The organism is Bacteroides sp. 1001136B_160425_E2, assembly GCF_015559655.1.
In the GTDB taxonomy this organism is placed as follows: domain Bacteria; phylum Bacteroidota; class Bacteroidia; order Bacteroidales; family Bacteroidaceae; genus Bacteroides; species Bacteroides luhongzhouii.
The window spans coordinates 377,406-391,379 of sequence record NZ_JADMQH010000003.1; the positions used below are offsets into that span (position 1 = coordinate 377,406).

10 protein-coding genes and 2 pseudogenes are annotated in these 13,974 nt (G+C 44.1%); 5 read left to right on the plus strand and 7 right to left on the minus strand.

All coding sequences use genetic code 11. The annotated features are described in order from the left end of the window. Positions 1-2 precede the first annotated feature (2 nt). The 5 genes from I2I04_RS04610 to I2I04_RS04630 all read right to left on the minus strand — a co-directional run bounded on the left by I2I04_RS04610 (position 3) and on the right by I2I04_RS04630 (position 9,406). Positions 3-1,193: a class I SAM-dependent methyltransferase gene (locus I2I04_RS04610; protein WP_195654450.1), complete on the minus strand. Its 1,191-nt coding sequence runs from the start codon at positions 1,191-1,193 to the stop codon at positions 3-5. Between the two features lie 69 nt (positions 1,194-1,262). Next, positions 1,263-2,042, minus strand: coding sequence for a M15 family metallopeptidase (locus I2I04_RS04615; RefSeq protein WP_195654451.1), 780 nt, complete (start codon positions 2,040-2,042; stop codon positions 1,263-1,265). 146 nt (positions 2,043-2,188) lie between these two features. Further along, positions 2,189-5,092, minus strand: coding sequence for a DUF6493 family protein (locus I2I04_RS04620; RefSeq protein ID WP_195654452.1), 2,904 nt, complete (start codon positions 5,090-5,092; stop codon positions 2,189-2,191). 13 nt (positions 5,093-5,105) lie between these two features. Further along, positions 5,106-8,063, minus strand: coding sequence for a DUF6493 family protein (locus I2I04_RS04625; protein ID WP_195654453.1), 2,958 nt, complete (start codon positions 8,061-8,063; stop codon positions 5,106-5,108). Then, entirely contained in the window at positions 8,051-9,406 is a 1,356-nt protein-coding gene (locus tag I2I04_RS04630; RefSeq protein ID WP_195654454.1) for an SWIM zinc finger family protein, read from the minus strand. Before I2I04_RS04630 ends, I2I04_RS04625 begins: the two co-directional genes overlap by 13 nt. A 595-nt stretch (positions 9,407-10,001) precedes the next feature. Here I2I04_RS04630 and I2I04_RS04635 point away from each other — a divergent pair. The 5 genes and pseudogenes from I2I04_RS04635 (at position 10,002) to I2I04_RS04655 (ending at position 12,691) form a co-directional block, all read left to right on the plus strand. Then, positions 10,002-10,505 (plus strand): RNA polymerase sigma factor, encoded by a 504-nt coding sequence (locus tag I2I04_RS04635; RefSeq protein WP_143258935.1) that lies wholly within the window; start codon positions 10,002-10,004, stop codon positions 10,503-10,505. Positions 10,506-10,670: 165 nt separating this feature from the next. Further along, positions 10,671-11,465, plus strand: a complete 795-nt coding sequence (locus I2I04_RS04640) for a Cof-type HAD-IIB family hydrolase (protein WP_195654455.1) — start codon at positions 10,671-10,673, stop codon at positions 11,463-11,465. A gap of 32 nt (positions 11,466-11,497) precedes the next feature. Further along, the gene (locus I2I04_RS04645) at positions 11,498-11,719 is read left to right on the plus strand and encodes a hypothetical protein (protein ID WP_223225875.1); all 222 of its coding nucleotides are present in this window, start codon (positions 11,498-11,500) and stop codon (positions 11,717-11,719) included. Positions 11,720-11,805: 86 nt separating this feature from the next. Next, positions 11,806-12,355 (plus strand): annotated as a pseudogene (locus I2I04_RS04650) (hypothetical protein). A 15-nt stretch (positions 12,356-12,370) separates the two neighbouring features. Further along, positions 12,371-12,691, plus strand: a complete 321-nt coding sequence (locus I2I04_RS04655) for a helix-turn-helix domain-containing protein (RefSeq protein WP_143258938.1) — start codon at positions 12,371-12,373, stop codon at positions 12,689-12,691. 163 nt (positions 12,692-12,854) lie between these two features. Here the strand turns inward: I2I04_RS04655 and I2I04_RS04660 are convergent, their stop codons facing one another. Continuing rightward, the gene (locus I2I04_RS04660) at positions 12,855-13,124 is read right to left on the minus strand and encodes a hypothetical protein (RefSeq protein ID WP_195654456.1); all 270 of its coding nucleotides are present in this window, start codon (positions 13,122-13,124) and stop codon (positions 12,855-12,857) included. Positions 13,125-13,144: 20 nt separating this feature from the next. Beyond that, positions 13,145-13,902, minus strand: a pseudogene (locus I2I04_RS23625) (hypothetical protein); the annotation flags it as partial. Positions 13,903-13,974: the final 72 nt, after the last annotated feature.

Below are 13,974 nucleotides of genomic sequence, written 5' to 3' on the forward strand. Positions count from 1 at the left end.
GTTCAGACTTTCTCACAGCGGATAATAACTTTTTGTCCATTATTTAACGTGCTGGCAAATAGGTAGGTATCTCCTCCTTCTGTTAGATGGAGCCGTTTGCGAAGTTCGGCTACTGTGGCGGGGAAGTTACGGACAGTCACATTTGCTTTTTTCAGATCTGCCAGATTCTCCTTTACTTCTTTTTTATTGAAACTACAGTGGTTGACAATCCGGAAGATTCTTCCGGGGAAGTTTTCGATGAAAGTATCGGAGGTGTAAAGATGACTGTTGGGATGCAGTTTCCGGACAGAGTAGACTGCGGCGATACTGCGGAAGGCACCGGCTTTTAGAAGAGATGCATTCGGCTCGTAAAGGTAATTTTCTAAAGATTCGGTATAAGTACATTCGCTACGCTGCTCTTGTTCGCGGGTGAATACGAAGCGTTGTTCTTCTTGAGTCCCTTTCGTGAAGAGGTTTACACAATGAATGGCGATTTCTGCCGGTGATGTTTGTCCGAGTAGGATTAGCAGTTCCTTACATTCGTTATTGACAGATAGGATATGAACTTCCTGTGTATGTTTCAGCTCTTTCAGTGCTACTGAAAGATCGAGCATGGGAGAGAGTTTTATCATTACCCGGTTGGCTTTGCTAAGCAGAAGATCTTCGAGTTCGGCTACGTTCGGTTCGCAGTCGGAGATGGCGACCGTTTTTCCGCCGTATTCATTGCGGCGGGCAGGGTCGAGGAAGATACAATCTACGGGGGACATTGTTTGCAGATAGGCTACTCCGTCCTCATTTCTTACGTTTATATGGTTTAGATTCAGTATGGGAAAGTTGTGTGCAGCTATTTCGCAAAGCTCTTCCTGACGTTCTACATAAGTGGCGGACTTGAATCCGGTGGCAAGAAAAGAACAGTCTATGCCGAAGCCTCCGGTGAGGTCGGTCAGAGAATCTCCTTGCGAAAGACGGGCTTTGTAGCGGGCAGTGATTTCAGAAGAGCATTGCTCTAGCGACAGATGTTTCGGATACCATATCTTTTCTATTGCCCACCATGAGGGAATCTTTTCGGCGGCAACCTGTTTTCCTGCAATTTGGGTGATGGCAGTCGGCATATCTATATCCGGATACTTTTTAGCTTGTAAAGCCAGTGCGCGTACATCCTCCGATGAATGTTCGCGGATGAAAAGTAGAGTTTCGGGGGAAATTTGTATCATAGCGTTATTGTGTTATAGGATATTACACTGAATCGTTGAGCACCGGTTATGGTCTTGTCGAGTGCCGATTTATGGTATTAACTTATATTTCTGTCTGGCTACATCCCGGCTGCAAAAATTGAAATGCCACCATTCACTAGGTAATGCACGGAACCCGGCTTCTTTCATTACTTTTCGCAGCAATATCCGGTTCTGACGTTCTGTCTCACTCATTTTTCCGTTATGTACCAGTTCGTTTTCGTTTGTGATGTGAGCTTCCACACCCAAATGGTCTACTTTGGTTCCCATAGGTAAAGGCTGCCCTAAAGAGTCTTGAATACTGATGTCTACTGCCAGCCCGTAGTTATGTAGTCCGCCTCCATGGTTTGGGTTGGAGACATATTTATATTTGGACGTTCCTTTCACTACGTTCCACATTTTCTTTTGTACCGACATGGGGCGGGCTGCATCGTAAATGATAAGACTATAAGAGGGATGTAGCTCTTTCAAGGCTTTTTGTGCTTCTATAAGAGCGTATGCCGCATCCGGATGCAGATAGGCTTCCGTTAGGCTATCGTAAAGCACTTCGCCCGTGAAATTATCAGCCTGCGTATACATTAGTTTGACAACGAGGCTACTATCCAGATCGGTTACATTGACAAGTCCTAGTGAGTCCATATAGAGAGCCATTGCGCTTCGCTCTGGCGGTGGCGGTGAGACGGTGGTACATTCTTCGCCGGATTGCATATCGTCCGGTGTATATTCGTATTCCGTCAGGGTGGGATCCTCCTTCTCCTTTTGGTCGGAAAAGAAGGAGCATCCTGTCAGCAGCAAACAGAAGATGGTTAAACTATATTTTAGAATGATCATTCAAACTTTGGTATTTTGTGTGCCAAAGATACTTCTTTTTGGCTTTAGCTCCAATAAGCTACCTTTAAATCCTGATTGTTTAAGTGATCGGGTCGTGCCAGTACGTTGACACAACGCAAGAGATTAAGTAACTCCAACCGCTTCTCTTAATGTTGGATATTAGCCACTGTTTTTTTCAGATTGGCGACCCCTTTCCAAACGTCCAACAGGTGCAAAACCTGTTCATCTTTGGCTTTGCTGTTGTTGATTGACAACAGTTCTGCATATATCTCCAACAACTTTTTTAAATCTTTGATCGGCTTTTCCGGAAGTTCGGCCAGCATTGCCACGATTAGTTTCTCCAGTTCCCGGTTGTGCAGGGGGCTGACATTCATCATTTGTTGCTGTATCAGATCGGTGAGTCTTTTCAACGGTCCCCAGCCGGTGTGTTGATGTGAACCTAAGATTTTACCTATGTGTTCACTGTCTATACATCCTTTGCCGACACGGTCTATCCAGATTTCGGCGGCGTAAGAACGGGAAGTCTTATCTGCTACCAACATACAACTGGCTTCCAGTATGTAAGACGTCTCATGCCAGGTGTGTCTTAACTGATGAAGCGCTTCGATGGTGGCTTGGGTGATGCCTATTTCCCTGACCTCATTTAGCATCGGATAATATATGGCACTGCGGATGCACCATACCAATAATGGTTCAGGCATATTGGGAGTTAACCATGCCAAACGTGGCAAGTCGTTCTGTATATCGTCGTAACGTTCTATCAGCGGGTACATTTCGACCACTAACGGATGAGGATCGTATGAATGGTAATTGATTCTCTCATTATATTCGTCTTTATTGACGATATGAGAGTTCTTGCTTTCCGGGATATCGAAATTAAGAATAGCGGAGGTCCATTCTACTTTTTTCTTGTTGTAATCGATATACGAGTCAGTGTGCAGATAAGTTCTCCATACAAAGTTTCCGGTCAGGAATTCACGTGGCCCTTTACTATAAGAGAAATCTTTGAATTCGGAGTAGATTGTCTCCGGCGACTTGACGAGTCCTGCTGTCATCCACCAGGAAGGATGGGTGAAGGGGGCTTGAGGGAGTGCGTCTTCTGCTCCCAATAAGAAAGAAAGTAAACGTTGGTATTCTCCTTTTAAGTCTTGAAGGATGATAGGGAGTTCTTGCGATGAAGCATCTAGTGCCACTCGCGAGAGTGCCGTTTGCATATCCATATCGTCTGGCTCGGCGTTTGCTAGTTGATATTGTTTTAATCTTTTTATCAGGGTTGCCGGAGCAATAAACATAGGTATATGGGTGGGAGTGGACAATAGGGGTAAAGGTTTCTCCTTGCTTTCCAAAAGGTCTAGTGTGCGGCATAATAGCTGCTTGTGAACGGGGAATTTCTCTTTTTGGTTTGTTTTCTGACGGATGGTGAGTTTCTGCAGATTACGATAGCCCCATTTACCTTTCTGCAGTTCGTCTTTCTGTACCATTTTCTGATGTAAGTCGCTTAGCTCTTTTGCTTCTTTAGGGAAGCGTTTAACCAGTAGCTTTGCATAATCAAGGAGGAAAGTTGCCATTAGTTGGTCTAATAGGCCGTTTCGTGAACTTCCTCCGTTTATCAGTAGTTTGTAGGCGCGTTGAAGGATGGGTGTCCATTGTGAGATTTGTTTCGCTTCCTGTTGCCGGTCCCATTGCACTAAGGCACCGAGTAATAGGTCGAAGTGATAGATCTCGTTCACATCCAGCACTTGGCTGGCAAGAAATATCAGGTCTTCGGGAGAAGCGATTTCCTGTATCCGGTTGTCCTCACGGATAATGGGAAGTATTGGCTCATACACGAAAGAGGCGGAATCGTTATCGGGCTGTCCGAAGTGGGCGGGAGTCGCTTCATTATAGGCAGAAGTATGGCCGGATTCGTTATTTTCCAGATAAGCCTTCAGCTCTTTTTTAGTGTTTGTCAACATTGTTTCCGTATATACGGAGAGTGTTTCTCTTAATGTGGCGGATTCCGTCTCTCCATACGTCAGGATCAGTTTGACTATCTTGCTTTGAGTGGATTCTTCCCGGCTCATTAATCCTTGTGCGGCAACACAACAGATGGTGTCACGAAATTCTTTTCTTTCTTTTGCCAGCTTGTTAAGTACGGCCAATGTGTTTTGGTGGACTGCCTTCACATCTGAAGCGAAAAGAACGGAAGTCTGATTCAGAAACTCTTCGATCCGGAATTGTGGATGAACGCATAAGCCTTTCAGCAGTCCGAGTATGGTATTAACCGGGCGGCTGTGAGGGGCAGACAGGACGGCTAATATTTCCGGTTGTAATGCGAGTTGCTCTTCTATGCTGGGGTTAAGTGCGGTAAACATGCCTGCAAACCAGCCGCATAAGTTCTTGTTCATTTTTCGGTTGACAGCGAGCAGAGATTCCCTTAATACACGCATACGGTCTAGCTGTCCGTGTTCTACGAAGTATCTGAAAGAGAAATAAGGTTGTCCACTCGTACGGCTGTCTGCCCAGTTTTGTCTGCAGTCATGTTGGAACAGATACCAGATATGCTCTTTGAGTGTGATTACCCGTTTTTGCAGGAAATCTGTATTGTTCAGATAGTTCACCAGATACTTCGCGATGGTTTGTGGAGAGGGTGTTATGGTGAGTACTCCTTGTTCTATCCAATCCATCAGGATCTCGTAATTCATTCCGTAGAAACCGTCGAATTCTTTGCTTTCACCTTCTTTGAAGAAGCTATCGAGCCAGGAGGGAATGTACCACGGGATCAATTCATTCAGTTCCTCCGTATTGATTCCCCATTCGTATTTGCGGAATTCTTTCAGAGAATAGACAACGAGGGCGGTAAGATTGATGATACGATGCTGTACGGAAGTTGCCCGTGTACCGTATGTATTCTCGTTAAGTTGCACGAATTTACTGTAGTATTCTTCCAGTTTGTTCAGGCAGGGGACAAGACCCTTTCGCTCTTCCTGTGTAAGTCCTTGCAGAAAGGGGATGATGTCATCACCCTGTTGCTTTTCTACTATTTCGTTGAGGCGTTCTTCTATGGTCATAATCATGAATTTATTATAGTTTGTTGAGTGAAGTGGTCACTTTCTTCAGATTGCTGTTCGTTGCCCATTCTTGCAGGCGTTGCAGGAGTCGTTCGTTCGTAACCTTGCTGTGGTTGATGGTCAATAGTTCCAGATAGAGTTCGAGCAGTTGTTTGAGTCCGGTGACGGGTTTGTCGGGCAATCCGCTGATAAATACAGTGAGCAGTTCTTCCAGTTGGCGGTTGTGGAAAGCACTTCGTTTGTACATGCTTTCGTACACTTGTGTGGTGAAGCGTTTTAACGGAGCAAGTTCCATGCTGATAAGCCGGGCCAGGATTTCTCCTACCCGGTGGTTGTTTATTCTCCCTGTGGAGAGTCCTTCCACCCATAATTCTGCTGCATAGGAACGGACTGTTTTGTCTACAAAAAGCAGTGAACCGCTTAACAGGAGCAGACTCATCTCTTTGAGCGGGCAATGGAAAGACAATAACATACGTAAGGCACAGGCAAGAGTACGTTTGCTGTCTTCCTGTGGAGTGCCGAACGCCATGTAGCAGGAGATAATCTGGGCTATCAACGGTTCCGGGCGGTTAGGGTAACAACACAATAGAGGTTCCATGTAGTGGGAGTCATCCATGTTGTATTTACTGTTAATAATCAGATGTTCCTGCCATAGCTGATGGCTGTTGCGTTCGATATATTTGTGCCATTTGTGAAAATCAAGTTGGAGCAGGCGTCTGTCCGTTTCGTATGAGTTTTCTTTGGGCTTCACTTCTTTCCATTCGTAGTCTCCTGTCAGATGCTTGTGTGGCAATGTGTTACAGGCGAAAGACTTGAATGCTTCAAATTCTGTCTCCGGTGCTTTTACCAGTCCGGCGGCTACCCAAGCGGTCGGATGGTTGTAGGGCGGTTCGGGTTGCGTGTTTTCGTCTAATAAGAACAGGGAGAGATGCAGATACTCATCTTGCAACAGTTGCCGGGCGGTGACGATGGCTTCTTCTTTGTCTTCCATGGCACAACGGGCAATAGCCAGTTGGAAATCCCACGAACAGGGTTTCTTTCCTACTTCCTGATATGCGGCAAGCCGGCGTATCAGTTCGGTGGCTTGTAGGTATGCCGGGGTATGAGTGGGAGTAGAAAGCAATGGCAATGTATTTCTTTCTTTTATTTTGCGGATCACATTCAGCCATAACTGCTTGATGGGGGTGAAACAGGTTGCGTTGCTATAACCGGGTTGCCAGTCAGCAAGTCGTTTGAAGGAACGTTCGTCGTAAGCTCCTCTGTTTTTATCTATTCCTTTCAGTTTCTCTTCCAGCCGGGTGAATATGTTTCTCAAAACTCCTGTATTAGGGTCGTCTGTCTGTGCCCATAAGCGTTGGTATTCCAATAGGAAAGTGGCAAGGAGATCTTCGTATGGTTCCCAACTATTGGCAACAATATTAGCTGCCCGTTGGAAAATAGGTTCCATCCGGTTGAGGTCTTCTTTATCCAGTTGGGGATGGAAAGCAATGATAGCGGCAATCGTTGTTTCTACCTCCCAGTTCTCCTCCATGTCGAACAAACGGCTAAGCTGGAACAGGAAATCTTCTTTGTTGGCAGGGAATGGAATACGATTGTCTTCCCGGCAAATGCGGACGGCTTCCAGAGATGGCTCTTCGGAGAGGAGGGATTTATCAGTACTATTTCTTTCTGTATTCTTTCCTTCTGTATGAAGAATGTCTTCTGTCGTACTTGTATCTGTTGCATTTGCTTCTTCTGCAAGGTGTGGCTCTGTAGACTGTGGCTTGAAAGATGCGAGTATCGCTTGCGCACTTTGAAACATCTCCGGTTGATAAGACTGTAGTGTTTCTTGGAGATTGGACGAAGAGGCGTCTCCATACTTTGAAATAAAGTTGGCAGCTTTCTTTTGCAGGCTTTCGTCCTTCTTCAAAAATAGTTGGCAGAGAGTGATACAACAAGGCTCTTTCATCTCAGAATGTTGCGCAACGATCTTTTCAAAGATGGAGTAAATGGTTAATAGCGAGTTCTTGGGACTGGAGAAGAAAAGGGTGGTTGCCCGTTCGATGAATTCCTGATAGCGGAATCCTTCTTCGTCTGCAATGCTCTTCAACTGTTGCAACATTATATTTACCGGTTTGGTGTAGGAAGAAGTGAATGTTTGCATGATCTCTTCCTGTAAGGATAACAATTCTCCGGCGGTCGGTTGCAGCGTTTCAAAGAATCTGGCAAACCATCCTGCCATGTCTTTTTTGAAGCTCCGGTGAAAAGTGGTGAGGGTGGTTCTTAGTAGCCGTTCTCTATCTAGATGACCGTCCAATGAATAGCGATAGAGGGCCGCACTGATACTTTCATCCCGTGTTGTGATCCCTTTCTTATAAGCATTTTTGGCACAGTCATCCTGATAACCGATGATTGATTCGTGTTCGAAAAGCGTCCAGATGTGCTCTTTCAGTGTAATATCCCGCTTGAGTAATAGCTCACTGTTGAAAGTATCGTCTCCTTTGCCTCCCTTTTTTCTAATGAGGGTAATCCAGGGGAGTACATGCGCTATGCGGTTTGGCGTAATTTCTTTGAGGTATCCCATATCCATGAGCTGCATCAGTTCTTCGTAATTGAGATCGAAATTGAACCATGTTTTGTCATCGTTGATAAAGTCTGTCAGCCAGGCAGGGTTGTAAAGTGGGAGTAGTTTGCAGAGCATATCAAACTTCACATGATATGCCATATCCACCTCCCGTTTGTTGGCACATACAAACTGTACTGCCGATAAAAAATGTGCCCGTGCCGGACTACAGGTTGTCTCACTGCTGAAACCAGCGAACCTGCCTTTTATCCATTGTAATTCCCGGATTAGCGGCAGCAACTTCCGCCTGTCCTTCATTGGCAACTCCAATAATCTCTTGATAAAAGGGATTAATATCTTCTCTTCATTCTCCGGAGTATCCACATAAGCTTTGGATAACTTCTCCAGTTCTTTTTTTAGTTCTTCCATTGCGCTAGTTTCTTTACTGCCAAAATATGTTTGCAAGCTCCCCGTTCTCCCTGATTGCTGCTAAACCAGGTGCAAGTGCAACGCTCTTTTTCGTTCTCTCTGTCCAGAATGACGGTATGCCTCACTCCTCCGCTTCCTGCAACACGGGCTTCTGCCCGGTTACCGTCATTCGAAATGATTTCTACTTTTTCTTCTTTCAGCAACTTTTCAGCGGCTATCATTCGGGGATTGAGGCTCAAAATACGTTCGGTTTTGAAAGGCAGACGGCGGTAGAAGAAACTGTTTTCATCCAAATCAAATCCCAGCAACCCCATTGCTGCCAATCGTGCCGAGAGAGAATCTACCTTATCCAGGTCAATATGTTCTTTTATGGCAAAAAGAGTGGGGTTGAACTGTTGATTGGCGTAACTGTATTTATCCATCGCCTCTATCCATCTTTCAGGTACGTCTTCGAGCAGAGATTCCAGTGCGGCACCTTCTCCGGAAAATCCTCTCCAACATTCGCGGGAAAGAGAAAGACTGAAGCGGATCGGACCGAAATAAAGTTGCCAGATAGTAGATTGCATAGTAGGATGCACAAATACTTTCAACTCATCGGCAAAGGGAAGCAAAGGCTCGAGCAAGCGCAAACGATGGAGTCCTCCGATGCAGATGGCATTCATACTTTTCACCGGTGAAAAGGCCGGTTTTTGACCACGCATCACTAAATAATAATCACATTTCACACTACTTTTCGGAAGTGTCTGGAAGAGTTGCAGGGTTTGTATGCGATTGAAGGAAAAGACCTTTTCGGCAACGGATTGATAAATTTGCACCGTAGTCAGCCCCTTTATCCATTTCACGGGCAGAGGTACTTTTCGCTCTATCACCTTCTCACCTTTATTATAGAGTCCCACTTCTTTGGGACCGACCGACATTACTACATTTTCCTGTCTGCCTATTCCTCCTAAAGCAGAAATCATTCCGGGATTAAAATCTACATTCGTTGTCCCGTTTTCCAAGAATTCTCCGTCGTGTCCATCAGGAAGTACATCGACCCTGGCGTATACACCTGCACAATTAGAAAATCCTTCAAAGCGCAAACGATTATTTCCAGCCGTTACAATTGGGTCTTTCAGCATTGCAAGCTGTGCTGGTGTCAGATTGAAACTGGATTGCACAACGTTGGATAATGCAATGAGGCAACGTGCCGTCATATAAGGTTGTGTCAGCTTTCCCCAAAAGAAACAGGGAGCTTCTTTCTTTTCTATTTCGCTATATTTGGCAAGAAACAGTTCGTCTTGATCGGCCGACCGTTGCAGTGTAGAAGGAGCTGCATATTGATAAGAAATAGTATCAGTCATGGATAATAAATTGGTATTTGGTTGTACATTGCCCAAATATAGAAATTAATTCTTACGTGAAAAAAGAAGTAGGAGAATTTACATCACTTTGGAATGTGTGAGATATTATAAAATATCGTCGAAAGACTAATTTATGCTACTTTTTATACTAGTTATGAGATACAATTCTTTATATTTGAACACAATTTTTTATACATAAAACAATTATTCTTTATAACTATTCTTAAATCATACGTTCCATTTTGCCGGAAAATAATACTTTTGCCCCCATAAAAAGAATGTTTAAGCGACAGATTTTAAATTAAGTCTTATGAATTTTTTAATATAAAAAGACAGCTGTTTGTGAAAATCGCTAATATTGTTTGTTTTGTTTGTGTTATCCCATTTTGAGTCAGGTGTGACTTCAAAATGGGATTTTTGCTGTAATGCGGATTAAAAACCACCCGAATACTATCAGAAATGACCTAAATTCTATCAACCGATAGATTTTCCCCTAAACAATGTCTGTTCTTCACCTGCCACATTTGTTGAAAACCCGTAAACTTGCAACATCAAAATTATAACAACGAATACTCACAATTTAAAAATAGCGTATATGAAAAGTTTAACCTTCAGGAAAGATCTGATAGGAGTACAGGATGAATTACTCCGCTTCGCATACAAACTGACAACCGATCGTGAAGAAGCAAACGATTTGTTACAAGAAACCTCATTAAAAGCATTGGATAACGAAGACAAATATACCCCCGACACAAATTTTAAAGGATGGATGTATACTATAATGCGGAACATCTTTATTAATAATTACCGCAAAGTAGTGCGCGATCAGACTTTTGTCGATCAGACTGAAAACCTCTATCATCTGAATCTGCCACAAGAGTCAGGTTTTGAAAGTACAGAAAGAGCTTACGATTTAAAGGAAATGCACCGCGTAGTCAATGCTCTGCCTAAAGAATACAGAGTTCCATTTGCTATGCATATTTCAGGATTCAAGTACCGTGAGATCGCAGAAAAGTTGAATCTTCCGTTAGGTACTGTAAAAAGCCGCATATTCTTTACCCGTCAGAAATTACAGGAAGAGTTGAAGGACTTCCGCTAAACGTTAACTATCATTTTTCAGTAGGTATCAATAGGTATAGGGCAAAAGGATCTTGTTTCCTTTTGCCTTTTTTATTTTATGTATTGGTGGTATACCTGCTATGGGGATTTTTTCAGTAACTTTGTCGCTGGGTAATAGACTGTAAATAAAAAAAATATAGATGTTATGATAAAAGCAATCATGCTCGATGTGGATGGAACATTGGTGAGTTTTGAAACTCATGAAGTATTGCAATCTTCTGTTGAAGCCCTTAAGGAGATTCATGACCGTGGGATTCGAATAGTCATTGCTACCGGCAGAGCAGCAGGTGACCTTCATGAAATAGCTGCTGTTCCGTATGATGGAATTATAGCATTGAATGGAGCTGACTGTGTCTTACTGGATGGCACTGTGATAAGGAGACACCTTATTCCAAAGGATGATTTTAAGAAAGCCATGGAAATAGCAAAGGCTTTTGATTTCGCAGTCGCTATTGAATTGGATGAAGGCGTGTTTGTCAATCGGCTGACTCCGACTGTCGAACGGATTGCCAAAATCGTGGAACATCCCATCCCTGCCGTTGTAGACATTGAAGAACTATTTGAAAGAAAAGAGTGTTGCCAGCTTTGTTTTTATATCGATGATGAAATAGAACAGCAAGTAATGCCGCTTCTGCCTAACCTTTCCTTATCACGCTGGCATCCTTTATTTGCTGATGTGAATCTTGCAGGAATCAGTAAGGCAACCGGAATTTCTGCTTTTGCCGATTATTATGGAATTGAGATGGCGGAAATAATGGCTTGTGGTGATGGCGGTAATGATATCCCTATGTTGAAAGCTGCCGGAATCGGAGTAGCTATGGGAAATGCATCGGAGGCTGTCAAGGCTTCAGCCGATTTTATTACTGATACCGTTGAGAATGACGGTTTGTATAAGGCTTTGAAAAACTTTGGAATTATAGCCAGTTTGACAGGTATATAGGAGGGGCTCATCGAAATATCAAAGGTAACTTGGTGTTAGGAGCCATCATCATATTCGTGATGATTATCATTCACTTGGTGAGCGGATGCGAACCTATGCTTCCCGCTGAATCGGAAAATAACAAAAAAACAGAAATACTGTCACACAACCAAGATAGCACCAATAATCAGGGAGAAATACTACCCGAACCGGACATCAGTGACTGGGACACAGATACCACCACCTACCAGACAACCACTAAACCAACTAAATAAAACATTTTTCTTGCTAAACAATCAACCTATAAGTTTATTATCTCGTTATTTTTGCGTATCTTTGTCTTGCTATAAAACAAGGAGATATGACATTTGACGACATTACTGGAGACAGAAAATTATGGGCTGTACACTTTGAAGGCGAGGATGATAACGAATTTTATAAGGTGTTCAACAACTGGGCCGACGTGGTTTGGCTACGCGCTTTCTTCAAGGAGAACATTGACGACTTTGAACGCCTATTTTAAAATAACGGATATAAAAGAAGCTATCAGCGATACTATTGAAGATAGTGGACGCCTTCGATACATCATAATGGACATCTCCCCGGAAACCGATTTAAGCAAGATATTCCGTCCGCTGGACAACAACCAAGCTTCGGATGTGATGCTGCAAAAAGAAAAGGCCCGGTTAAAACGTAAATACGGTCACTCGTCATGGCTCCGGTTATACGCTATCAAATTGATTCAAGGCAACTACATCATCACCGGAGGCGCCATCAAGCTGACGGCTACGATGCAGGAAAGAGAGTACACCAGGCAGGAACTTGTGAAAATAGACAGGGTTCGACGCTACTTGCTTGAAGAAGGAATTATTGATGACGAAGGGTTTATAGAGTATATTAGTGAATTATAATTTGGGAGGAATAGTATGGAAAATAGTATGAAATCTATCGCACAAAGGCTTGAAGAACATTCTTCTCCAACGCCTTCGAAATGGCGTGAGCTGTTTGACTTCCTTGAAACAAACAAGTCTTGGCTCCGACATTCGCAAAATATTGCCATGCTGATGCTGGACAGGATGGAAGAATTAGGAATGAGCCAAAAGCAATTGGCTGAAAAAATGAATTGCAGCCCGCAATACATTTCAAAGGTGTTGAGAGGACGGGAGAACCTTTCACTCGAAACTTTGACCAAGATTGAAAACGCACTGGAAATCTCCCTTATCAAAGGGGAACCGGTAGCTGTATAACTCACATCGGCTGCAGTAGGAAAGATTTGCTATCATATTTTTTCAGGATGAAACATTTGCCAGCACTATTCCCGAGCTGCAGCAGCTGATCCGGAAAAATGTGATAGCAAATCTTTCATTGGCCAAGATCTTCCGGAGCGTATTTTGCTAGCAATCATTTCCCCTACTCTTTTTCCCTGACCGCTTTCTCCAACCTGTCGAGTGCCGACAGAAAACCCCGCACGGCTTCGTCCTGCTCCCGGTATTTTCGTTTCAGTTCTCCGTGTTCCTTCGCTTCCTGCTTGTAGTGGGTACAGAAACGGGGGTACTCCCGCACAACGTGTTTGATTGCTTCGCTGGCCGTTCGCTTTCCTGTAAGATTCTTCAAAATTTCAAGCTGCATGACTTCCTCGGCAGTCAGTCGCAAGGTGATCGTGCTTACTTTTTCGCTCATCGTTGTTGCTTTTTGTGAGGCTATGAAGCCGATTTGTTTTTTATTCCGTCATCTCCGTGACTGCTGCCCGCTATCAACCCCACGGCATCCCGTAGCCGCTTCAACAGGAACAACCGGGGCATCCGCAGGCGTTTGTTCCCGTGCATTTCGCCTAGAATTTGCCATACGGGATTTCCTATTTCGCCATGTCCGGACAGTTTGAGCACCTCCTCAAGCTCCCGGGGGGAAAGATTGTAAGGGCTTAGGGCCTCTATCAGCCCTCTGGTATTGCGTGGCTTTTGTTTGCGCGCCACCGCCTCCACTTGTGGCGGGCGTTGCCCGGTAGTTGTGGAAGTAGTATTGCTACCTGTTGCAATGGTCGTTTCAGGTTTATTTCTCCCCAACGGAGTGGAAGAAAGCAAAGCTCTCGCTTCCTCCTCCGTGAGGTCTCCGATAGTCGGTAGGGGGATAGAGGAGGACTTTTCTTTGTTTTCTTTTTCTTTTCTTTTCTTTTCTTTTCTTTGTCGATTTTTTCCGGAAGGTTTCCAGAAGTTTCCGAAAAGTTCTGGAAATCTTCCGGAAGTTTCTCGAAAGTAGGTTCTACCGTTGTCGGTGACACCGACACGTCCGGTATGTTTTGCCCGGTCGGTTCCGCGGCTGTCGCAGCTTCAAACAGAGGCATAGTGACGGGTTCCTTTATGGGCTGCTCCGGTTCTACGAGAAGAATATCCAGCGGGATATACATTTTCTTCTTCGCCAGCTTGCAGATGTCTATATATCGGCTCTGAATGGCCCGGGATTTAGAGAACGATGAAATTCAGCGGTGCAGAGAGCAAAATATAGAGTATGTTCCGTTTCGATATACCAATGG